Raw genomic sequence first — 23,763 nt, 5'->3', positions numbered from 1 at the left:
ATAAATACTATTCTTCGCCTTTTTGGCTGATTTTCACAACCGCCTGCACCACATCGGCAACGGTACGAACATTACGAAAATCTTCGGCTTGTAATTTATGTCCTGTTTCACGTTTAATATGATCAATTAAGTCAATCGCATCAATACTATCGATTTCTAAATCTTCATATAAGTTTGTTTCCGGCGTAATGCTCTTCGGATCAACTTCAAACAAAGTTTCCAACGCATTTACCAATAATGTTTGAATTTCTTGTTCAGTCATTATTTACCCCTTAATCGAGCGAATAAATGTTGCTAATGTCGCAACACTTTCAAAGTGATTGCGTAAATTCTGCTTTTCGCTATCTAGTTGTAATCCAAAAGTTTTTTGTACCGCTAAACCAAGTTCAAGTGCGTCTACTGAATCTAAACCCAACCCATCATCACCGAAAAGTGGAGCATCCGTTTCAATATCCTCTACGCTCATATCTTCAAGACCAAGGCTATCGATAATTAATTGTTTTAATTGCAGTTCAAGTTCCATTTTCTGTCCTTAAATTGTATGAGTATGTGAATTAAATAAATCTTCTAATTGTTTTTTCAACCGACGAGAAGCGATAGGCAATGGTTTTTCCGCTAATAACGCTTTCGGATCAATATCTTCGGCAACCGTTAATTGATAACGAATTTTCTGCGAAGGAATCTTATACCAAGGTTGACCTTTTTTTAAATTCGGCGGAGACATTTTAATTATAATCGGAGTAATTACTTCTGCGCTACGTAAGCCGATAGATACGGCACCTCTATGCAAATTAACTACACCATCCCAACCTGTTCTAGTACCTTCAGGGAAAAGCAATAACGACTCTTCTTGTAAAATCTGATGGCTTTTTTCTAATACTTCTTCACTTTCGGAATTAGGCAAAAAACCACATGCAATAATAGGATCAACCATGACCGGATTATCAAGCAAATCTTTTTTTACGATACAGTTTAAACGGCTTTCTTTTGAAAAGATTAACACCACGTCCAATAGAGAAGGATGATTAGCAACAATTAATTGACCTTTACGTCCAAGTCGTTCGAAACCATGATATTCCACTTCAAGAACACCGACGGCAACTAGATATTTGACAAAGAATGCCCAAATTTTCCCCACTGAACAGCGAGCTTGCAAAACATGAGACAAATCACCGTTTTTCACGTATTTAACATAAGGAGAAAGAATAATTCTATAACTGATTCCTAATACGCCAAATAACACAAAACCCAACATCGTCCCTAAGAATCGACGCAGCCAGTCTAATTTTTTCGCCATTGCCATACCTTTCCATTTGTACTTTTAGTTTGCCATTGCACACTATTCGTATAATGGTTTTGAACCCACGTTAAAGCATTATCTTTTGCTAAACAAGCGGTCGTATTCACGCTATCTTTTGCAACCAAACTCAGCTGATATTGCTCACCTTTTGTGACTACCAATGCTAGTGCATATGCAAAAGGCTGACGTTCAATCGGCTGTGCATTATAGTTTTCTAATAATGGGCTTTCCGCCACAACAACGAGCACACGGTCTGCTCCGTCATTCAAGAGCAAATAAGCTTCTAACAAAGCGGACTCTAAGTTGTCTTGCGAAGCAGTAATAGATATGGTCTCAGCCGTCACTTGACGAAATTCAGACCATTGTCCGACTAATGCATTATGTACCGATAAACTAAATGAGGTAGGTGAAACATCACCATCTTGTAATAGCGTATGCCACAAACCAAAACTACGGTTAATTTCACTATTGTTTGAAGCATATACAACCGGAATATTTGCCTGTTCCGACGGTAATAGCTCCCAAGCAGCCTCAAAGAAAAGCCGAGCTGAATCACTTAAACGACGGCGTTTAATTGCCGGTAAAAACGCTAATTTAGGGATAAAATCTTCCCAATTTTTTGCATTTTTAACCCAATGCGCCTCACCTAGTTGCCAATCAGCAATGGAAAGTTGTTTATTAGCTACAACATTCCATGCTGAAATATTAAATGTAAATTCACAATGGTCTGTCATAGTAAATTAATAATGTTTGAACAGCTCAGCAACAATACGGTCTGTCTGACCTTGAACACCATTCGATTTTGATGCGGATTGTTCTTCTTTGCTACGTTGTTTATAAACAACCTCACCAATTTCATCATAATCCGAACCATCTAATTCGCTCACTCTTACTGTGGCGCGTAATACTAAATCACGGCGTTCATTTAACGCATAATTCAACATATATTTACACGACTCTTGTGGAATTGAATTGATATGAACTTCACTTTCAATACCTTTAGCCTTTAAGCTTTTTACAAGACTTGGTACAAAAGACGCTAAGCGAGGTTTTGCAGCTTCTTTAATACATAGTTTGTTTAAATCCGCACGCTTTTCTACCGCATCAGTTGTAGGGAAATTATTCGTACAAGCGGTTAAAACAAGTAGAGAAAATGCTGTTAATGCTAATTTTTTCATAAATAAACCCTCAATATAGTTCAATATTTATATTAGTTTACACGAAATTTAATTATCAACCAATATCACAAAGAGTGCTTATATGCCTCTCACCACCCACCAACAACTTTCATCTTGCTGATATTGTTGAGAATGTTCTAGTACCCAACCAATCAAGGCCGTTTGGTTTGGTGCAAGATCTAATTCCGCTAAATCGAATAATTTAGTAATTTCATGTTTTTCCAGTGCAAGAAAAATTCCTGCACCTTGTAAATCTAAACTTTGCACAATTTGAAAAACCGCGGCATTATTGATATTTGCCATAAAATCCAATGGGCTTGGTAAATGTTCTTGTAATAAATTATTGAACATTTTGTAGAATTTACTCGGTGAATTGAAATTCGATCCTAAATAAACCGCACTTTCTCCATTTACAAATTCACGTAAGTTTAAAGCACCGAGCAAAGCCAATTGTGTAAAGCGGCTTAAGCGACGAGCATCTACGCCCAATTCTTTCAAACGTTGACGCAAGGTTTTATCATCTAATTGTTCCGTTACTTGAAATTCTGCAATTACTTCCATTGCAATATCCACCCAATGTTACTGCCACCAAAACCAAGGAAATAATTCAACACGGTAAGCGGTCTATTTTCAGTATTTTTTTGCAACTGTTCTAACAGCCATGCAGTTTCCAATGCGCCACTTGCGCCTAGCGTATGCCCCAGCTCTTTTTTGGGGAGGAAGTACGGTCGATTCGGCACAATTTTTTGCAAAATCGCTTGCTCAATTTCATCAAAGTCTCCTCCGACAAAATGTGGTTTAATGGCATTGATTTCTGCTGGCAAGCGCTCGGATTTTTGTAACACTTTGTCAATTAAGCGTACTAAACTTTGCTCGCTATTATTGGTTAAGCTGAAATGATCAGTCAGGCTTGCAACAGCTAAAATTCGGCAGTCGGACTCCTGATTGCTCAAAGCCACACAGCCAATACCTTCGCCTAAAATAATGCCTTTTTCCACTGCACTTTGTGCCAGCAAACCCATCGACTGAAAATGCTCAAAGGTTAAACGATTAAACATTTCAAAACCTAATACCAGCACTTTCTGGCATTTGCCTTGTTCAATCATTTTTGCCGCATAACCAATCGCCTGCGCAGAAGAGGTGCAAGAGGTAGCAAAGTTAAAGACTTTTGCTCCATATTTTTGTTGGAGATAATCACCAATTATCGTGATGTTCGGTTCACTGGCTAACGCTTGATGAGTAGCAAAGCGATATTCGCAATCAGCAATCGTATAGGCTGTTGAACCTAGTAAAATTGGTATTTCAGCTAATTCAGAGATTGCCCAGCCTGCACTTGAAAGACATTGCTCTAATTGATGTTCAAGTAATGCATAAAGTGCCGGCAAGCTTAATAATGCAGAATCAAAAGCCGAAAAATAGGGCAATTCAATCGATTGCCCTAATTGTAGTGCGGTTCGATTTTTGCAATTTTTTGCAGAAATTCGACCGCTTGCATTGATATAAACCGCCATTATTGATGCGAATCCCGAATAAATTTAGCTAAATCGGCAACATTCATCATATGCTTACGCACCATTCTATCGCCCTGTAAACGAACTTTAAAATGCGCTTGCAACACCACTGCGATTTGCAAAGCATCGAGCGAATCTAACTGGATACGACTTTGCTCACCAAAAAGTGGCTCGTTATCCGCAATATCTTGCGGTTCAAACTCGTCTTTTTCGGATTCGTTTACGATTAATTTTTTCAGTTCTAATTCGAGTAAATTAGGTTCTAAGGTAAATGTATATTTCATATTTTTCTCATCAAAGAAGCAATGGCAACCCAAGTTCTTTCAAGAACTGATTGTGTTTTTCTGTTGCCTGTTCAATTTGTTTTTCTAGCTCAATCAATTCCTGATTCACTTTAAGCAAATCAATTTTCTCTTCTGGTTTCGCTGTACTGACGTATCTTGAAATATTCAAGTTATAGTCGTTTTTCTCAATTTCTTCCATTGAGACACAGCGGGAGTATCGCTCTTCTTCCTTACGAAATTGATACGTATCGACGATCTTATCAATATGTTCTTGAGTTAAACGATTTTGTCGCTTTCCTTTTTCAAAATATTCCGCTGCATTGATAAATAATACATCGTCAGGCTTTTTGCATTTTTTCAGCACTAAAATGCACACGGGAATGCCTGTTGAAAAGAATAAATTAGCGGGAAGCCCGATTACCGTATCAATATTACCGTCTTCCAACAGCTTTGTACGAATACGCTCTTCCGCGCCGCCACGGAATAGCACGCCGTGCGGCAGAATAATTGCCATAGTGCCTTGATCGCTTAAAAAATGGAAACCGTGCAATAAAAAAGCGAAATCTGCGGCTGACTTCGGTGCCAAGCCGTAGTTTTTAAAACGAAAATCTTCCGCCAGTGTTTCCGTCGGCTCCCAGCGATAACTAAAAGGTGGATTAGCGACAATCGCTTCGAATTCTAATTTCTTGGCAGGATTCTTTTCTTTCAAAATATCCCAATCGTTTAATAATGAATCGCCGTGATGGATTTCAAATTCGGAATCTTTCACGCCGTGTAACAGCATATTCATACGGGCTAAGTTGTAAGTGGTGATGTTTTTCTCTTGTCCGTAGATTTTGCCGATACCGTGTGTGCCGAGCTGTTTACGCACATTAAGTAACAGCGAACCTGAGCCGCAAGCAAAATCCAGCACTTTCTCCAGCTTTTTCTTTTTGCCGCTTGCCGGATCTTGCCCGTCTAAGGTCACAATCTCCGACAAAATAGTGGAAATCGGTTGTGGTGTATAAAATTCGCCCGCTTTTTTGCCCGAACCTGCGGCAAATTGTCCGATTAAATATTCATAAGCATCACCTAAAATATCGCTGTTAGTTGAAAATTTTGCAATGCCTTCGGCAATTTTGCTGATAATGCCGCATAATTTTGCATTTCGATCCAAATAATTTTTCCCCAGTTTTTCTGAATTCAGATTAATTTCAGAAAAAAGCCCTTGGAATGTACTGTCAAAAGATTCGTTTTCAATATATTTAAATCCACTTTCCAACGTTTCAAGCAATTCCTTATCTTGCGTGCGGGCAAGCTCCGCAATATGGCTCCATAAATACGACGGCTGAATGACATAATGGACTTTACGCCGCATTTGCTTTTCAAATGCTTCTATATCCTCTGCGTTTTCAGCATACCAAACAGAAAGCGGTGTGCGTTTATCTTCCGCTTCTGTTTTTGGATAATCGGCTCCCAGCTCTTTTTGTGCTGCGGCTTCATAATTATCGGAGAGATAACGCAAAAATAGGAATGAGAGCATATAGTCGCGGAAATCGTCGGCATTCATTGCCCCGCGCAGTTTATCGGCAATTTTCCAAAGCGTATCGCCAAGTTGGTTGAGTTGTTGTTCAGTCATTTTTTTACCGTTTTGTTAAGGAACTTAAAATAGGGAATGCCTTAATTTTAAGCTATCGTTTATTTAAAAGTTAGCATTCACTGTGTAAATACCCACTATCTTCGTGACGCCACGAAAATGATCGAAACTCAATAGATTTATCGTTTCTATTTTTAAATAATCACTTTATATTCGATTTCTCATTTTCTGTCGAAAACAATTCTGGGTTAAACCGATAATTGCGCATAAAATTCGTCAGTATCTGCTTGAAATACTGTTTGTTTTCTTCCAACATTTCCTGCGGTTCATACAATGAATAGTTGCCATGACTGAGCACATTCACTATTCGGGCATAAACCACGCCGTCAGGGTCGTCGTCTTGCTGTTGAATACAGGCGGAAAAATTCTTAAAGCCGTGGAAAGTTGCGGTTTTTTCTAAAATACTTCTCAATATATTGAAATGATAGGTAAACAACTTGCCCGTTTCAGCCGCTTCATACAGTTGTTTCAGCAAGGCAACATGATGGAAAAATGGGGTATCTCCAGTATAACGTAACACATAATTTTGCGTGCTTTTATTGCAACTGAGAAAATAGGGCTGTAAGTGCTTTTTCTTTTCGTTTAATTCATTCCAAACTACATTAAAAAATAAGGCATGATGCGAAGAAATGACCGTTTTTATTTTTCCCGTTTGGTTTTTCAGCAATTGTGCCAAATGACCGGCAACGGCAATGACATTATTATCATCTAAAGAGGAAATCGGATCATCTACATAAATATATTTTACCCATTGATAAGGCGAGCCGTCTTCTTGATCAATTGCCAGTTGTGCGACGGCAAGGAAAAAGCACCAAATAAAGATATTCTCCTCACCGCGCGAAATTTTAATATCTTCAAACCGTTCAGTCCCCTCCTCGGTTGGATTATCCCGAGAGAAGTGAATCGTCCAGTCCACCGTGTTGATCTGAAAATCAAAATCCGCATAACGTTGCAATAGCGGACGAATGCGGTTTTCCATTTCCAGTTCCCATAATCCATCAAAAAAACGGGAATTCTGATTAATGCACAACACCCGCTTTTCATCCCGCTCTAAATCGTTATTCCAAGAAAACAGATCCTCGGTAAACGCATTGAAATACAAGGTGTCACGCTCATCACCGTGACGCCCGAGATTTTTAAACGCCATGGATAACCGAGTTTTCCCTGTGCCGTTATAGGCAAACAACACAATGTATTTTTTCTCTTCTAATTTTTCACGTAAATGCTGTGCAACCTGATGTAAATCGGAAAAAGCCAATTCATTACTCATTTAATTTGCCTCATCAACGGCAGGAAATAATTTCTGCATTAATCCTTTCTTATGCGCTAAAAGAGCGGTCAATTTTTCATTATTTTTTGCAATTTGTTCATCTAGAGAAGATATGCAATCGGCAATTTTTTGTTGTTCTTTAAGAGATGGTAAATTCACTTGATAATCCTCAAAAAATTTCACAGGTACACGCTGTTGTCCTGCTGAACCCGTCATAGATAATTTTCCATCTCGTATTAACTTTTCACTATACAAATAGGAAAATAAAAAATTTGGAGAACAAATATTTTTATTCATACGAATTACATGAAATTCCGTACTACCAAATCCAACTCCATTTTTTAATCCGTAAAGAAGAGCTGCTTTACCATTTTCAAAACAAGGTGTAATTTTGGAAAAAATAATGTCTTCATTCTGGAAATATGTGAATCCTTTTTTGACTTCTTGGAAAGTTTTAACTTTATAATTTTCCAAATATCCATTTTCTGATACGGAAGCCATTGGTACGAAACTAACTAGCATATCATCATCAAATTTTTCTTTAGATGGATTTATAGTTGCAATCTGACTAAGTATTTTTTTCTCCCACTCTCCATCTCCCTCAAACTCCCTAAACCTCAACTTCGGCACACTTTCCCTTTCTTGCGGAAAAAGCTGTTGCATTAAGCCTTTTTTATAGGTTTGTAACGTGGTGATTTTTTCCGTTTGTGCTGTGATTAAATCATCAAGAGAAGAAAGACAATCGGCGATTTTTTGTTGTTCTAATGTATTTAAAGGTATAGGAAAATAAAATTTTTCTAGAGCAGAATGTCTTAGATTATTTATATTTCCACCGCTTATAGACATTTCTACAAAGTTTTTATAATTTTCTGTTTTGAAAATCAGCCTTGCATATTCAGATTTTGTTCTAAAAATTGAACAAAACGCACCAATAGTAAAAAGATCTGGATAGTCCCCTTTGTATTCTGCATTTTTTCCTACCAAAATCTTACTACCATTAGACATACAGATTACAACATCCCCTTTCTTTACAAGTAAATCTGAGGGAACTTCTTTGTTAATAAAAACCAAATCTTTATCTAATATCAAAGTCTCATTTTGTATATTACTAGAACGTAAAACCAACAATCCTTTTTGGCAAACATCATCTGATGAATACGTTATACCTCGAATAAATAAACCTATAGAACTTAATGATTTTATTTCCCAATCCCCTTGAAACTCAGGAAACCTCAACTCAGGCACATTTACTTTATTTTTCATATTAAGCTACTAATAACTCTCGAACTTCTTCACGCTGTGACCACAGCACAGGGGTTAAATCATAATTCTTAAAAGCATCAATCACAGAATGCGATACATCATTCGCACTGTCATTTAAAAAAGCAAACAGTTGCGCCTCGGCTGGTCTCACGTCTTTGGTATCCAACCATTTAAACACCATCGCTTCGGCAGCATCTTTTTTCGGACTATTGATGGCTTGAATAATGCGTTCCGGCTGTTTGCGGGATTTCGGCACAATAAAATCAAACATATGGTCATAACCGCTTTTGCCTGTAAATTTCACTTTCGGCGTATAACGAATATCCGCCAAATCAAGCCATTGTGTGACATCTTCATAAAACAGACTGGAAACGTAAGGCGACGCCAAAAAGAAAAGATCGTTTACCGCCAACATTGCCTGTAAAAAATTATGTTTCTTGAGGGAAAAATTGTCAGGTGTCGCTTTTAGTAATAATTCGTCGCCGTTGAGTTGTACACCAAAACCTGCCAATGTTGTTTTTAGTAGTTCTCTTCGCTTAGGGGTGTCCAATGCACAACCTGAGCTGATAAGATCGTTAATAATATAGCCGTCATCACTTAATACATAGCCGTTATTTTCTTTACGGATATAAAATTGCAAACAATCGTTGTGACGATCTAAATGCGGCGTTGTTATTTCGATCCAGTCTTCGTTAATTTCACGTAATACCGTTTTGTCTTTTAACCAAAGGGTATATTGATCAATCAATCTTTGAATTTCATTTATCACGTGAATAACCCTCTTTCAATCGTCGGCTTGCCGATAATATGGCAATAATCCATAAATTTGTCTAATAATTCATACATATCTCCAATACCTTTTAACTCATTAGGCAACGGATACGCCCATTTGTCGCCGAACCCTTCCCGATATAAATGAATATGCGGACATTCCACTTCTTCTCCATCAGGATTACGATGTGGAGGACCTAAAATATCTAATCTAACCAAAACAATGGCTTTTCTCGCTCTGGTTTGGAAGGTATTTTTCGCTAAAGAGATTTTCCCTCGGGTTATATCCAAATTAAATTCTTCCCGTTTATCCAACGAATGTAAAACTAATCTTAAAGTTCCACCTAAATCAGGGAATTGGAGAATATCCGTTTCAAAATAATATTTTTTCAATGTTAATAAAGCATCGGCTTCTTGTTGTGTTAAATCAATCATTGATGAGTCCTTAGGTTCTTACTCATATGCATTCAACCCTGAAATTTCGCGTCCTTCCGCCATTTTTTTCAGTAGCGGAACCAAATCTTCCATTAACGCTAATTCTTTTTGCGTACGTTCGCGCCATTTTAAATTGAGCGGTGCCAATAAATCACTGAGCTGTTCGCCGTCAAAAATCATTCGATTCAAGATACGGTCGATAAAGGCTTGTAAAGATGCCTGCTCAATGCCGTGCTTCACTGCGCAAGCGGTCAAATTTTCGTCCAATTTTGCAGATCGGAATCGGCGGTAACCGTCCCGCACTTCTTGCTCGCTTAACGGTACGCCCGCTTGCAGGTTGTCAATATAGCGAATAATGTCATCGCGTTCGTCTATCAGGTTGGCACTGGATGACACTAAATTCACCAATTGATCACGTGTCATCTGCTGTTTTTTCGTTTTCTGCGTACTACGGGCGATTAAACGCATGATGTAGTCGTAATCAATCAAAGCGGAGGCAAATAAAACAAACTCAAAGTCCAACTGTTCTACTTCTGACGGTAATTGTTGGGAAAGTTTATTATCCTCTTGCTGCGCTTTTAAACGAACCGCCAAATCCAAATAAGCCCCTTTAAATGCCCGCTGTTCGTCTTCCGGCATTACGGCTTCAATGGTTTCTTTTTGTGCTTCGGTTAAATCCGTATATTGCCCGAGTTGGGTTTTGAAACGTTGCACTTCTTTGAAATAGTTGATAAATGCACTCCGTGCTGAATCGCCTTTTAAGTTAGGCACTTCATGCGCTTCACAACTTAAACCTTGTGATTGCATAAAATCATTTAAATTTTCGACCGCACTTTTGAGCTTGTTAATGACAATTTCGGCAGGATCCACCAACCAAATTTCCTGTGCCTTTTCCTTATCAGAACCGGAGAACATTGCAATGGCTTCATCTACCGACGCTTCCTGTCCGCGAAAATCTAAAATATTACCATACGGCTTGGAACCGTTTAGTACGCGATTAGTGCGTGAAAAGGCTTGAATCAGTCCGTGATGTTTCAGGTTTTTATCGACATACAGCGTATTTAAATATTTAGAATCAAATCCCGTCAGTAACATATCCACCACAATCGTAATATCGATTTTGTTTTTATGCGGATAATCCTGATTATTATATTTCTGATCTTTTATTCGTTGTTGTACATCCTGATAATAACCGTCAAATTCGCCGATGCTGAAATTCGTGCCGTATTGTTGATTGTAATCGGCAATAATGGTTTTTAACGCGGCTTTCTTTTCATCAGGTGCTTCTTGATTGTCTTGTTGCTCCTGTGGCAAATCTTCTTGAATTTGCTGAATATCTTTATTGCCTTCGGCAGGTGGCGAAAATACACAGGCTATATTTAGCGGCTGATAATCATCACTTTCCGCCAATTTATTCTGTTGAAGCGTTTTAAACAGCTCGTAATATTCAATAGCATTATCAATGGAAGATGTGGCTAAAATGGCATTAAAACGACGCGAATCTGTTGCTACATCGTGCTTTTCCAAAATAGATTCCGCAACAGCCTGACGGGAAATGCTATCACCTGCTTTCGCTCTTTTACCTTCTTCAGGTTTAAAATAGTCTATATGGAATTTCAACACGTTCTCGTCATCAATGGCATTGGTGATCGTATAAGCGTGTAGTTGCTTTTCAAATACGGATTCCGTCGTTTTATAGCTTGCTTCCGTTCCGTCAATTTTTTTATAGGTTGCATTTTCGTCAAAAATCGGCGTACCGGTGAAGCCGAATAATTGTGCATTCGGGAAAAATTCTCGAATTGCCTTATGATTATCACCGAATTGAGAACGGTGACATTCGTCAAAAATGAACACAACCCGTTTATTGCGTAGAGATTCTAACTGTGCTTTATAAGAAGATTGCTTAGTTTTTTGCCCGTTCTTGCCGTTTAATGCCAACCCTAATTTCTGAATGGTGGTGACAATAACCTTATCGCTGTAATCGTCAGAAAGCAAACGTTGCACCAACGTTTCCGTATTGGTATTTTCTTCTACACACCCTTCCTGAAATTTATTAAATTCCTCACGGGTCTGGCGGTCAAGATCCTTGCGATCTACGACAAACAAACATTTATCAATATCTGGATTATCCTTTAACAACGTAGAGGCTTTAAAAGATGTTAATGTTTTACCACTGCCCGTCGTGTGCCAAATATAACCGTTACCACGATGTTGATGAATACAGTCCACTATGGCTTTTACCGCATAAATCTGATACGGACGCATTACAAGTAGCTTTTGCTCACTGGCTACCAACACCATATAACGGCTAATCATTCGACCTAAAGTACATTTTTCTAAAAAGGCTTCGGCAAAGCTGTGTAAATGAACAATTTTTTTATTGGATTCATCGGCAAGCTGATAAATTGGCAAGAAATTTTCATTGGCATTAAAATTAAAATGCTGCTGATGATTATTGGAAAAATAGTAGGTGTTTCGCTCATTGCTGACGATAAAAAGCTGCATAAAACAAAGCAAAGAATTGGTATAGCCGTTACCGACATCATTTTTATATTCAATAATTTGTTCCATCGCCTTACGCGGCGTAATTTGCAATGTTTTCAGCTCGATTTGCACTACAGGTACGCCGTTGATCAACAGAATCACATCATAACGATGGTAGCTGTTATTTGTATTGATACGCAGTTGGTTGATGACTTCAAAATCGTTTTTACACCAGTCTTTAATATTCACTAAGGTATACTGCAACGGCGTACTGTCTTCCCGCATAAACGTATTGCGCTCACGCAACGTTTTCGCCGCCGCAAAAACATCAGAAGTGATAATACCGTCCCGCAAACGCGCAAACTCCGAATCGGTCAGCTTCACCCGATTCAAGGCTTCGAATTTTTCACGGAAATTATCTTCTAACGTTTTTTTATCGCGAATGTCCTCGCGGTAAACGTATTTCAAATCTCGAAGTTTATTGATGAGATTTTGTTCGATTTGGGATTCGGTTTTCATAATAACAGCTCTGTATTAACTCCTTATTTCATATAATAACAGAAATTCAGTATTAAAATCTTACCTGCGTTCTTAATTGTCTCTGATAAATCAAGGCGGCAAGCCCGATCATCACAACACCAAAAGCGGTCAATTTTGTCAAATAATTTGCAATTTGCGGTAATTCATATTGGTTCAACAATAGATTTTGGAAACCGCTTAACGCCCAGCCCATTGGCGAAAACTCGGCGATAGTTTGCATAATTTCTGGCATGACATAAGTTGGCACCATAATGCCACCAATCGCCGCCATAATGATAATACCGCCACCACCTAACACCACAGCGTGTTCGGTAGTACGAGCCACTACACTAATAAATAGCCCATAACCAAGCGCAGACAAACTCACCGCCATCGCTAATACCGTATAGTGCCACCACTCGCCAATCAGTGAAAAAGCAGGCATTTCAAAGCGAGGCAAGACAAAATAGCCTAATGATACCATTCCGACAAATTGCAGTTGGTTAATCAAGAAATAAGGAATCAACTTCGCTACAATCAGTTTAAATGCGGAGGCTCTTGCCATTCGTAACCTAGTAATGGTATTGGTTTGTCGCTCCATCGCCATTACATTAGAAAGCGGAATCATAATAAAAAACATCCCGAAAATCAGCCACGCAGGCACACTATGTTGTACCGAGTTAGGTTTTGCAACTTCCTTACCTTGGCGGTTCAGATAGATTTCTTGCCACAAATCTTTCGCAAGATAGTCATTAATTTGAGCAAATTTTTTATCTAAATCCTGATTAACCTTTTTCTCTATCTCTTTGATTTGCTTCTGTTTATTATTTTTTAGCGTAATCTTATTGTCCGCCATATATTGATCTAAACGCAATTGGGTGTAATGTTTTTGTAACACACCTTTCACACCTAATAGCCAACCACGATCAACACTTGGATTAAGCCACAACGCTAACGTTTTTTCATCTGAAAGTGCGGTCGATTTTTGGTTGATATTTGCAATTAATAACTCAAATTCGCCCGCTTGTAATGCAGCTTGATACCTTGCCAGCTCTGCAATATCCGCCTGTTGAATATTAAGCTTTTCCGCTTTCAATTTCTGAAAAAATGCTTCATTTAACGGATTGTTCGGTTCAGCTAATAAGACTATCGGCGCATCTTGGCTGAGTTCATTCTCATTACTCAATGCCGCTGACATAATCAACATAAACAAAATCGGCATAATAAACAGCACTGCCACACCGTGTAAATCACGACTTAATAAGCGAAGTTCTTTAAAAATCGAAGCAATTAGCACCTTGTTCCTACCTGCTTATCTAAAAAATCCAAATAAAACTTCTCAAGCGGTTGATTACCGATAATTTCTTGCAAATCGCCTTGATAAATCAATTTCCCTTCATTTAGCAGCACTAACTGTGAACAAAGTTGCTCAATTTCTTGCAAGTAATGCGATGTATAAATCACCGTTACCCCTTGTTTAGTCAGCTCCGCCACGCTATTGAGAATAAACTGGCGAGATTGCGGATCAATCCCCACCGTGATTTCGTCCAAAAAAATCACTTTCGGGCGATTAATCAAACCAATGGCAAAATTTAAACGGCGTTTCAAACCACCCGAAAGGTGTTTTGCTAGTTTGGATTTATGAGTTGTCAGCCCCGTTTTTTCCAACAATTCAAACAGCCAATTTTTATCGGAAATGTCATAAAGTGCGGCGAAGAATTTCAGATTTTCCCATACCGTTAAAAGCGGATAAAAGGCAAAATCCTGCGGCACTAATGAAATCTGATGACGTTGCTGTTTCGACAATTTCTCAAACGGCACGCCTTCAAATAAAATCTCGCCTTGCTGTACCGACTGCAAGCCAGCGAGTAACGACATCAAGGTCGTTTTACCCGCCCCATTTGGACCGAGTAAACCAATGGCAGAGCCTTGGGGGATGTGTAAGTTCACATTGCGTAACGCCTGTGTTTGAGCGTTGGGGTATTGGTGGTTTAGGTTATTTATTTCAATCATTAATCTTCCGTAGGGGCGGGTCCTGTGCCCGCCCGAAATTATTCTGCTATATACAATTTATCCAACGCCCAATGTAACGGGTTATGCTCAATATATTCCGCAATTATCAAATAATCTTTTTCATCTCGCACAATATGTTCATAATAACTACGTTGCCATAACCTCTTATTAAAAGGCTGCCAATTCTTTTGTTTCACATTTTTAATATATTCAACATTCGTTCGAGATTTAAAACGTTGAATCACATCAAATAATGAATAACGAGGTAGATGTATAGCATTTTCAAGCTGAAGAATAAAATGGATATGATTAGGCATAATCACATAATCCAAACATTTTACTGTAGGAAAATATTGTTCCAATTCCAAATAACAAGTCTCAACCATTTTACCAGCAGGATTTAATTCCATTTTCTCATTCAGAATCTTGCCGAATAAACATAAACGATCTTGCACGCAAATAGTGATGAAATATAATCCATTTTCGGAATAATCATAATGTTGTAAACGGATAATTTTACGACGTGGTAAATGTTGTTTATTCATATCTGTTTCGGCAATTATTTCGGGCGGGCACAGGACCCGCCCCTACAATTATTTCAACATTCTCCATAATTCTTCTTCCCTCTCCGCAATCCCCCTTAAAAACTCCGCTACTTCTTTATATCCTTCCGCACTCGGCTTGCGGCATTGTTTTACGCACAGGGTGGCAAACTCTCGCCATTGGTCGCCGATTTCAGTCATTTGTTGGGAAGCTTGTTTAAATTTAGGTTCATTGCAAATTTCGGAGGCTTGTTCTAAGAAATAAGCATAGAGATAACGGAAACCCGCGCCACCTGTGCCGATTTCTTCTTGCATTCTCACGATATGCCCAAGATACAAGCGGTTATATTTTTCGCCTTTTTTGCAAACAGCGAGATTTTCGATAGATTTTGCCACAGTGCGAATGCCTTTCACGCCAACAAAAAACAGCGGCGCAAGCATTTGTTTCGCTTGTTTACGGATTGCCTTGCGAACCAACGTAGGCAAGTCAATTTGCGAAAAATCAGGTGTTTGCTCGAAATAATACATTAGCCCTTTTGCCGCCAATGCACCTTTAGCAAAACGGGCTTTTTGCAAATCTTGCACTGCACAGCGTTGCACGGTTTCAAACACGGGATCGCTAATTAAATACTCATCTTGCGCTTTGCCATACACCAATAAATTATGTGCATTAAAGTGGAAACGCATTTCAGGCGGAAAATAAGGCAACCAAAAAACCGATGTCTGCAAACCGACTAATTTTCCGTTCTGCAATGCCTGATCTAATGCCATTTGCCCTGCCATTTCATTAGAAAACTTCTGCATTTTCAACCGCACTTTCAGCAATTTCGACACTTTTTTGATAATGTGCTTCGGTGGCATACGGTAAGAAATCAACGGCATTCCGCTGACTTTGATAATCGGCAGATAGACAAACATCAGAGCCGAAGCCAGCCCGAAAACCATCGCTTCGTTAAAATCCACCCCGTGCGATTTCAACAGCGTGGACATCACACCACTTTCGCAATGGGCGGTGTGTTGGTGGGTAAATCTAGTCATCGAGAATATGTCACATTAGTTAATTGAATTAAGCTTGGGTTATTCATAACCCACATAACAGCCAATAAAGATAAATGTTCTAATTTATCTTGTTCACAATTTTTAGTTGCATTCAATTCTTTCTTAATTTCTCTACAAAATAGAATATCTTCTTTGTTTAAGCTATTTCCTGTTTTAAACGTTTTAATTAAAAAATCTAACATTTGCTTATAATGTTTATCCCAATTCATACCACCATTACAATTAATTTCATCACTAACTCTGCTGACAATCCTAATAATTTCACCTTGAACAGTGCTTGCAGCTCCTTTTTTAGGCACCAATAAATGCCACAACTCATTATATTTCTCCGAATGTGTTTTCCCATTAAGAACAATAACTTTGGGTAAGTTATTAAAATGTTTTGGGTCTAACACAGGAGTTACATCAAATAATTTACGTAATAAAAGAATACTTTTTTCGACATTTAACAAATCTTTTTCATCAAAATAGTTTTTATACCTTTCAGCATCTATACAAATTTCATTGGCTATATTTACCATATCCTCTGTTATAACGTTTTTATTTTGTATAAGAAGTTCAGATGATTCTGATAAATCACAGATAGCTGGATACCCTCCACAACGAGAAAAAATGGCTTCTAAAGGCATTTCTCCATATAAATTTTCTTGCGTAGGATTAGCACCGTGCTTTAGTAATAATTCTGCCTTTACTGGATTTAAAGCATAATGTAACGGTGTATTTTTATGGCGATCAAGAGCGTGAATATCAGCGCCATTAGCAATCAATAAATCTAATATATCTACATCAGATAGATACATCGTTTGATAGTGTAATGGTGTCATATCCTCATTAGTTGTTGCATTAACATCAGCGCCATTTTCAATGAGCCATTGTGCAAATAAAATAGGAATGTTGCGATATGACAATGCTGGTTTCCTTGTTATATAATCAGAAAAAGCATTAATATCACATTCCTGAAAAACATCTTGGAGTAAATTAATATCTCCCGTATTAATAATTTCCTGAAAATTTCTAGGTAAAATCTCATCCTTCATATCAACTCCTTAATTTTCTACTCATCCATATTCAATGGGAAAACCATTGAATATTTCTCCAACACTTTCTCATTCAACCTTGCAAAAACCTCCGGTCTAAAATGCCGTTTGATTTGCCATTGCCAGAAGCCGGTGGCTTGGGAGAGGGTTTGTAGGTCGTAGCGGTTTTTGTACATTAGGTAGTAAATAACCGATTTTTCGCCATTTTTGACTGCTTGTAGTGCCTGTTCAGTCAATTGGTTGAGTTCGTCCACGGCTTGTTCGGTGGCAAATTCTTCCGCTTGCCAGCCTGTGCTAGTGCCTGCTTCAAATTTGCCGTTGCGGGTGGCGTAAATCACTTTACGCTGTCCTTGGAAAATTTTGCTGTCGTCTTGGGGAATGTCTTTAATTTCCATATATTGCTCGTAGGGGCGGGTCCTGTGCCCGTCCGTAAACTCTCGTTGATATTCGGGCGGGCACAGGCCCCGCCCCTACAAATCATTTATTTCGTTATCACTTCTAACAACATAAAACAACTTGAAAAACGCCCACTTTCTGGCACATAACACAGCACTTTTTGCCCTGATTTGAGTGGGAAAGTGCGGACAAATTCTTCCAAAATAATGTAAATCGAAGCAGAACCTGTGTTGCCGCAATAAGTCAGGTTGGTGAACCATTTTTCTTGCGGAATTTCAAAATTGATATTACGTAAGCCATCTAACAAGCGGTCTCGGAAGAAACCTGATGAATAGTGCGGTAAGAAATAGTCAATATTTTCTGCTTGCAAATTATATTTTGAAATCAACCGCTTGAGAGCATTTTCCACAGTGCAACGTACGATGTTTTCGTTCAGTAATTTCACATCTTGCTTAATTGCCATAAAACTTTGTGCGTCACGCTCCGCTTGCGAGACGGATTTCCAGCTCACAAATTTACCATCTTGCACATCGCCACCTGCGTACATACACACAGGCATTTCATTGGCGAAAGAAACCAATTCAATCCAGTCAATTTTGAAACTCAAACCTTTCACATTCGGTTGATTGGAAAGTGCCACTGCCCCTGCACCGTCCGATAACATCCAACGCAAGAAATCTTTTTCAAAACCGATTTCTGGTCTCGCATTTTCAAGCAATTTGCTGTCGGCTTCCGCCTTGAAATTTTCACTACGCATAATCGCAGAGGCACATTCGGAGGCTACCGCTACCGCACATTGGTGTTCCCCTGTACGAACCGCATTGAAAGCGTGTTTCATCGCCGCCATACCCGCTGCACAGACACCAGACATTGACATCACTTCCATTGGCGGAGCATTTTCAAGCAAGCCGTGTACCATTACGCCTTGCCCTGGCAAAATTTGGTCTGGGTAAGACGTGCCTACCGCAAGACTGGTAAATTCACTTGCAGAAATCCCTAAGTTTTTGACCGCTTGCACCGCAAGTTCAGTGCTGGTATGTGTCGCTTGGCGAGTTTTTGGATCAATCGCATAATAACGTTGCTGAATACCGTTTGAACGTAGGATCATTTTACGCACTCGAGACGGTGTTTCCCCCACCATACCAAGTACCGCTTCCATTTCATCGTTTGAAACGGGAGCATTAGGTAAGAACGCAGAAATTTTATTGATATAGACGTTTTGCATTTTATTCGAATTCATTGTAGGGACAGGTCCTGTACCCGTCTGTTTTATCAAATATTCTCGGGCAGGCACAAGACCTGCCCCTACATATTATTCTCCAGAAAGTTGAGCATAATATTTTTTCTGCTCATCCAATTTCTTTTGTAACAACGGTTTAAGTAAACGTTTTATCACCGATGAAATCGGTACAACAGTTAAAATCATTGCCACTAGAAACACAATATAAAAACATAAAATGAACTTGCGTAAACTTGGGGAAATTTGACCGCACTTTATCAGCAATTTGCCCCAAATATGGAAACTTCTTGCCCCGACTTTTTCGCTCATCATCAATTTTTCATCAATTTTCACTGCGCCCATTCCTTGGAAAATGGTCTGATCAAGCGGTCGATTTTCATTAAAAGTTTGCAAAAGTTTTTCACCAAAGCGAGAAGCATCTTGGATTTCACTTTCCGCAATCCCTGCACTCGGTAAATTACCCACTTTTTTCTTGCCCGTCATCATCCAAAGTGGCGTGGTAATAAAGCTCGCCCAGTCGTTTGATTGATCCACTTTTACTACGTTGCCAATCAGGTTCGCTCTACAATCGGCAAGCAGTTTTTTCATTTTTTCTTGAGCTTGTAGCCACATATTACGGCAGCCAATCAGCGTGATCACAGGGGTGTCTTGCAGAATTTTTTTCGCCGAATCCGATTGCAAAAAAGCGGTAATCGGTTGGCTTGGCGAGAGAAACCAGACCGTGTAAGCGATGATGACTAAGTCGTACTTTTCACTGGCAAATTGTACTGGCTGAATGGGGGCTGGTTGTAAATGTACCGTTTCAGGAAAGGTATTAAAAAACGGCAGAAACCGCCACGGAAAGCCGTAAGCGGTTTGCGGTTGAAGTTGGCAATGTTCAACGGAAAAGTGCGGTTGATTTTGCAATGGTTTTACAAAACTTTCCGCCAAGCGAGTAAGTTGCCCTGTTTGTGAATAACTGACTAAAAGAATTTTTTTCGCCATTAGCACCCTGTCCAACGTTTAAAAATAAGGGAAGTATTCACGCCACCAAAAGCGAAGTTGTTATTCATCACATAATCGGTTTGAATAGCTTTACCATCGCCTCGAATATAATCTAAGTCTCCACAGCGTTCGTCCACATTTTCAAGATTGAGCGTTGGTGCAAACCAACCGTCTCGCATCATTTCAATGCTGAACCAACTTTCTAATGCACCGCACGCACCGAGCGTATGCCCAAGGTAACTTTTTTGTGAGCTAATCGCTACTCGGTTGCCAAACACGGCTGAGGTAGCTTGGGTTTCAGCAATGTCGCCTTTTTCCGTTGCTGTGCCGTGTCCATTCACATAACCAATTTGTGAAGGCTCAATACCTGCGTCTTTTAAGGCGATTTCCATACAGCATTGCATTGTGCTGGCTTGGGGTTGGGTAACGTGGCTGCCATCACTATTTGCACCGTAACCCACTATCTCTGCAATAATGTTTGCACCACGTGCTAGAGCGTGTTCTAGTTCTTCTAATACGAAAATGCCCGCCCCTTCGCCAATGACTAAACCATCACGCTCCTTATCATAAGGGCGAGGAGTACCTTTCGGATTATCGTTGTTACGACTTGCCGCATAAAGGCTGTCGAAAACATACACCTCAGACGGGCAAAATTCTTCGCCACCGCCAGCTAACATCATGGGGATCATACCGTATTTAATCGCCTCATAGGCATAACCAATGCCCTGTGAGCCTGATGAGCAAGCACTTGACGTGGGGATAATTCGCCCTTGCAAGCCGAAGAAAATACCGATATTTGCCGTAGTGGTGTGAGGCATCGCTCGAACATAGGTGCTGGCATTGAAGGTATCAGATTTACCTGTCATCAGTAATTCTGCCATATCTCGCACATCTACAGTCGAACCAGTGCTAGAACCACTTGCAACACCCATATTGCCATTAAGAACAAGCGGTGAAATTTCTCCATCTTTTAGCAAACCTGCATTTGTTAAAGCTTGCTCAGCAGCATCTACACATAACTGTGAAACACGCCCCATACTGCGAAGTTGCTTACGATTCCAATGACTTGGTGGTGCATAATTTGGCACAGGTGCACCTAATTGAGCTTCCAATTCAGGATATTTATCCTGCCAGCCCATATTTTGTACGGCATTTTCTTTGCGCTGAAAAGCCGCTTTGATTTCAGACCAGGTTCGCCCAAAAGCGGTTACGGCACCAATACCTGTGATAACTACTCGTTTTGTTTGCATAATATTTCCATTTTTTCGGACGGGCACAGGACCCATCCCTACAATTCATATATTTCGTTTCTAACACAATCCACCATTAACGCCAATCACTTGGCGGGTGATGTAAGACGCTTTTTCGTCCATTAGGAAATCTACAGCATGCGCAACTTCCTCTGGGTTGCCCATTCGCTCCATTGGGATCACTTTAAGAATTTGTTCAAGCGGTAGATTTTCATCTAAAATTTCCGTGTCGATCAAGCCTGGGGCTACGCAGTTTACGGTGATTTTGCGTTTCGCTAATTCCACGGCTAACGCTTTTGCCGCACCGATTAAACCAGCCTTTGAGGCACTGTAGTTTACTTGTCCACGGTTGCCGATAATACCAGACACAGAAGTAATACAAACAATTCGTCCCGCTTTACGACGGCGGATCATTGGCATCATCACAGGATGAAGTACATTATAAAAACCGTCTAAATTGGTGCGAAGTACGCTATCCCAATCATCATCACTTAATGCTGGGAACGCATTATCACGGGTTAAACCTGCATTTAATACCACACCGTAGTAAGCTCCGTTTGCTTCCACATCCGCTTCCAATTTTGCTCGGCATTCTTCACGATTACTCACATCGAATTGTAAAATTCGTGCATTTTGACCGCACTTTTGCACTGCCTCCGCCACAGCTTCTGCTTCCTCAATACGTGAACGACAATGCACCACAATATCAAAACCTGACTGTGCTAATTTCAATGCAATCGCTTTACCAATGCCACGGCTTGAACCAGTAATAAGGACTGTTTTATCTGACATTTCTATTTCCGTAGGGGCAGGTCCTGTGCCCGCCCATAAAATTCTGTTTCTATTCGAGCGGGCACAGGACCCACCCCTATGTTAAATTTATCGTATCAACTTTATTTCTGAATTTTGCCGTCTTTTGGGCTGAACACATTTAATGCGCCTGACAGTAATGTTTGGTGAGTTGCTTTGTCGATAAGCCGACAATCAAAGACACCAAAACCCGTTGCATCTTGAATAGACATTTTAATTTCAATCATTAATTGACTACCAACTGCAATCTCAGGTTGCGTAATATAAAGTTTTCTCGTGCCTAACAAGTAACCTAATCTTACCGGTTCGTTGCGTTTTCTCGCTTGAATTCCCGCCCACGCGGCAATCCCCTGTGCCATAATTTCAATGCCAGCAAAAGTTTGCAGTTTTCCCGCGTTGAGTAAGATATGGTTTGAGCGAATTTCTGCTTCGCCAGTTAAGAAGTCTTCACCAAAGTCGATAACACGATCGATGAGTACCATCTCACCACTTTGTGGCACTAATGGCGCAACATTTTCAATCGGCAGTGTAAAGTCCATTATTCACTTTCTCCTAAAATCAGCACTGCATTATTGCCGCCAAATGCGAAGGAACTGCTCGCACCAAGGCGTCTGCCTGGTAGCCAGCGGCTATGTTCATCGGTAATGAGAATTTCAGGCAAACTTTCATCTCGCATACCGTCCCAAAGTTGTGGAGGTAAAATACCTTGCGGATTATAAGTTCGGCTAATCACCGCCCATAAAATGGCAGCTTCTAATGCACCTGCCGCACCGAGCGTGTGTCCGGTGTAAGGCTTAGTTGTGGTACAAGCGGTCTGATTTCCAAAAACTTTTGCAACCGCAAGCGTTTCCATTTGATCATTATGTACCGTCCCCGTACCATGCAAGTTAATCCAGCCTATTTGATTTGCTGAAAGTGCGGCTGATTTTAACGCATTTTCAAAAGCAGAAATCGCGCCGATACCTTCAGGATGTGGGCTAGACATATGATAAGCATCGCTGCTTGCACCATAGCCAAGTAGCTCAATTCGATGTTCATCAATGGCTTCTCTGGTCATAATAAATGCCGTAGCCGCTTCACCGATATTAATGCCATTACGATTAGCAGAAAGCGGATTGGTGCGCTGATCCGAAAGGACTTCCAATGAGCTAAAACCGCTAATGGTCAATGGAGATAACGTATCTACGCCACCACAAATCACCGCATCACAAAGATTGGCTTTTAATAAGCGAGCCGCAGAAATCAATGCTCTTGCTCCTGAAGTACAGGCGGTTGAGATGCCATAACTAGCACTTTGCACACCATATTGGTAGGCAACAAAGTCTGCTGGAGCGGAAAAATATTGTTGCTGCTGCCAGAATGGTTTACCGGACCAATCGTTATGTTCCGCTGCATATTGGAAAACTGGAATATTCTCATCTACGCCGGTGGTTGAAGTTCCCATAACCACCGCAACACGTTGCTTACCGAAGCGAGCAATCACTTGCTCAATTTGCGGTTCGATTTGTGCCAATACATGCCATAACAGTTGATTATTGCGGCTGCGATGTTCTGCTGGTAACTCAGCAGGAAACTCACGTAGCGTCACTTTTACTTCGCCCAGCATTTTCTCTTGGCCAATAATGCCATGTACAGAATAAGGTATATCTGTGGCGGCAAGAGGCGATGGCTTATTGTTCAGCAACACATCTAAGTGAGTATTGAGATCATCTCCTAAGGCACTCATCACAGCAGGACGAGATAAGAATAATTTCATCATGTTCTTCTTTCTATCCGTATTT

The 23,763-nt window shown here is 39.9% G+C and carries 26 protein-coding genes; all 26 read right to left on the bottom strand.

What is annotated here, in order from left to right; genetic code table 11:
* Nucleotides 1–7: 7 nt before the first annotated feature.
* Nucleotides 8–262: an acyl carrier protein gene (locus NYR63_RS09405; protein WP_015674240.1), complete on the bottom strand. Its 255-nt coding sequence runs from the start codon at nt 260–262 to the stop codon at nt 8–10.
* A gap of 3 nt (nt 263–265) precedes the next feature.
* Nucleotides 266–523, bottom strand: coding sequence for a phosphopantetheine-binding protein (locus NYR63_RS09400; RefSeq protein ID WP_015674239.1), 258 nt, complete (start codon nt 521–523; stop codon nt 266–268).
* A gap of 9 nt (nt 524–532) precedes the next feature.
* A complete protein-coding gene (locus NYR63_RS09395) occupies nt 533–1,297 on the bottom strand; it encodes a lysophospholipid acyltransferase family protein (protein WP_279457288.1) in 765 nt (254 codons plus the stop codon).
* The gene (locus NYR63_RS09390) at nt 1,282–2,034 is read right to left on the bottom strand and encodes a beta-ketoacyl synthase chain length factor (protein WP_279457286.1); all 753 of its coding nucleotides are present in this window, start codon (nt 2,032–2,034) and stop codon (nt 1,282–1,284) included. The genes NYR63_RS09395 and NYR63_RS09390 overlap by 16 nt, the downstream gene beginning before the upstream one ends.
* 6 nt (nt 2,035–2,040) lie before the next feature.
* Entirely contained in the window at nt 2,041–2,478 is a 438-nt protein-coding gene (locus NYR63_RS09385) for a hypothetical protein (protein ID WP_279457285.1), read from the bottom strand.
* Nucleotides 2,479–2,556: 78 nt separating this feature from the next.
* Entirely contained in the window at nt 2,557–3,039 is a 483-nt protein-coding gene (locus NYR63_RS09380) for a hypothetical protein (protein ID WP_279457284.1), read from the bottom strand.
* Nucleotides 3,030–3,989 carry a beta-ketoacyl synthase N-terminal-like domain-containing protein gene (locus NYR63_RS09375; RefSeq protein ID WP_279457283.1) on the bottom strand — a complete coding sequence of 320 codons (960 nt, stop codon included), beginning with the start codon at nt 3,987–3,989 and terminating at the stop codon, nt 3,030–3,032. Before NYR63_RS09375 ends, NYR63_RS09380 begins: the two co-directional genes overlap by 10 nt.
* The gene (locus tag NYR63_RS09370) at nt 3,989–4,273 is read right to left on the bottom strand and encodes an acyl carrier protein (protein ID WP_279457282.1); all 285 of its coding nucleotides are present in this window, start codon (nt 4,271–4,273) and stop codon (nt 3,989–3,991) included. The genes NYR63_RS09375 and NYR63_RS09370 overlap by 1 nt, the downstream gene beginning before the upstream one ends.
* A gap of 10 nt (nt 4,274–4,283) precedes the next feature.
* Nucleotides 4,284–5,891 (bottom strand): type I restriction-modification system subunit M, encoded by a 1,608-nt coding sequence (locus tag NYR63_RS09365; RefSeq protein WP_279457281.1) that lies wholly within the window; start codon nt 5,889–5,891, stop codon nt 4,284–4,286.
* Between the two features lie 160 nt (nt 5,892–6,051).
* The gene (locus tag NYR63_RS09360; protein WP_279457280.1) at nt 6,052–7,179 is read right to left on the bottom strand and encodes an AAA family ATPase; all 1,128 of its coding nucleotides are present in this window, start codon (nt 7,177–7,179) and stop codon (nt 6,052–6,054) included.
* Nucleotides 7,180–8,442 carry a restriction endonuclease subunit S gene (locus NYR63_RS09355; protein WP_279457279.1) on the bottom strand — a complete coding sequence of 421 codons (1,263 nt, stop codon included), beginning with the start codon at nt 8,440–8,442 and terminating at the stop codon, nt 7,180–7,182. It lies immediately after the preceding gene.
* 1 nt (nt 8,443) lies between these two features.
* Entirely contained in the window at nt 8,444–9,211 is a 768-nt protein-coding gene (locus NYR63_RS09350) for a DUF1829 domain-containing protein (protein WP_279457278.1), read from the bottom strand.
* Nucleotides 9,208–9,648 (bottom strand): DUF6978 family protein, encoded by a 441-nt coding sequence (locus tag NYR63_RS09345; RefSeq protein WP_279457277.1) that lies wholly within the window; start codon nt 9,646–9,648, stop codon nt 9,208–9,210. Before NYR63_RS09345 ends, NYR63_RS09350 begins: the two co-directional genes overlap by 4 nt.
* An 18-nt stretch (nt 9,649–9,666) precedes the next feature.
* Nucleotides 9,667–12,651 carry a type I restriction endonuclease subunit R gene (locus NYR63_RS09340; protein ID WP_279457275.1) on the bottom strand — a complete coding sequence of 995 codons (2,985 nt, stop codon included), beginning with the start codon at nt 12,649–12,651 and terminating at the stop codon, nt 9,667–9,669.
* A 52-nt stretch (nt 12,652–12,703) separates the two neighbouring features.
* Nucleotides 12,704–13,948 (bottom strand): ABC transporter permease, encoded by a 1,245-nt coding sequence (locus NYR63_RS09335; protein WP_279457274.1) that lies wholly within the window; start codon nt 13,946–13,948, stop codon nt 12,704–12,706.
* Nucleotides 13,942–14,664 carry an ABC transporter ATP-binding protein gene (locus NYR63_RS09330; protein WP_279457273.1) on the bottom strand — a complete coding sequence of 241 codons (723 nt, stop codon included), beginning with the start codon at nt 14,662–14,664 and terminating at the stop codon, nt 13,942–13,944. Before NYR63_RS09330 ends, NYR63_RS09335 begins: the two co-directional genes overlap by 7 nt.
* Nucleotides 14,665–14,702: 38 nt before the next feature.
* On the bottom strand, nt 14,703–15,209 hold the full coding sequence (locus NYR63_RS09325) for a transposase (RefSeq protein ID WP_279457272.1): 507 nt from the start codon (nt 15,207–15,209) through the stop codon (nt 14,703–14,705).
* Nucleotides 15,210–15,257: 48 nt separating this feature from the next.
* The gene (locus tag NYR63_RS09320; RefSeq protein WP_279457271.1) at nt 15,258–16,244 is read right to left on the bottom strand and encodes a BtrH N-terminal domain-containing protein; all 987 of its coding nucleotides are present in this window, start codon (nt 16,242–16,244) and stop codon (nt 15,258–15,260) included.
* Complete coding sequence (locus NYR63_RS09315) at nt 16,241–17,302, bottom strand: ankyrin repeat domain-containing protein (protein WP_279457270.1); 1,062 nt, start codon at nt 17,300–17,302, stop codon at nt 16,241–16,243. Before NYR63_RS09315 ends, NYR63_RS09320 begins: the two co-directional genes overlap by 4 nt.
* 17 nt (nt 17,303–17,319) lie before the next feature.
* On the bottom strand, nt 17,320–17,697 hold the full coding sequence (locus tag NYR63_RS09310) for a hypothetical protein (protein WP_279457266.1): 378 nt from the start codon (nt 17,695–17,697) through the stop codon (nt 17,320–17,322).
* Nucleotides 17,698–17,783: 86 nt separating this feature from the next.
* On the bottom strand, nt 17,784–18,938 hold the full coding sequence (locus tag NYR63_RS09305; protein WP_279457264.1) for a beta-ketoacyl-ACP synthase III: 1,155 nt from the start codon (nt 18,936–18,938) through the stop codon (nt 17,784–17,786).
* Nucleotides 18,939–19,010: 72 nt separating this feature from the next.
* On the bottom strand, nt 19,011–19,922 hold the full coding sequence (locus tag NYR63_RS09300; protein ID WP_279457263.1) for a dialkylrecorsinol condensing enzyme: 912 nt from the start codon (nt 19,920–19,922) through the stop codon (nt 19,011–19,013).
* Nucleotides 19,922–21,172, bottom strand: coding sequence for a beta-ketoacyl-ACP synthase (locus NYR63_RS09295; protein WP_279457260.1), 1,251 nt, complete (start codon nt 21,170–21,172; stop codon nt 19,922–19,924). The genes NYR63_RS09300 and NYR63_RS09295 overlap by 1 nt, the downstream gene beginning before the upstream one ends.
* A 60-nt stretch (nt 21,173–21,232) precedes the next feature.
* Complete coding sequence (gene fabG, locus NYR63_RS09290) at nt 21,233–21,964, bottom strand: 3-oxoacyl-ACP reductase FabG (protein WP_279457258.1); 732 nt, start codon at nt 21,962–21,964, stop codon at nt 21,233–21,235.
* 101 nt (nt 21,965–22,065) lie between these two features.
* Entirely contained in the window at nt 22,066–22,524 is a 459-nt protein-coding gene (locus NYR63_RS09285; RefSeq protein ID WP_279458552.1) for a dehydratase, read from the bottom strand.
* Nucleotides 22,521–23,741, bottom strand: coding sequence for a beta-ketoacyl-ACP synthase (locus tag NYR63_RS09280; RefSeq protein WP_279457257.1), 1,221 nt, complete (start codon nt 23,739–23,741; stop codon nt 22,521–22,523). Before NYR63_RS09280 ends, NYR63_RS09285 begins: the two co-directional genes overlap by 4 nt.
* Nucleotides 23,742–23,763: the final 22 nt, after the last annotated feature.

Source organism: Actinobacillus genomosp. 1, assembly GCF_029774175.1.
In the GTDB taxonomy this organism is placed as follows: Bacteria; Pseudomonadota; Gammaproteobacteria; order Enterobacterales; family Pasteurellaceae; genus Actinobacillus.
This window is presented reverse-complemented; position numbering and strand designations above follow the sequence as displayed.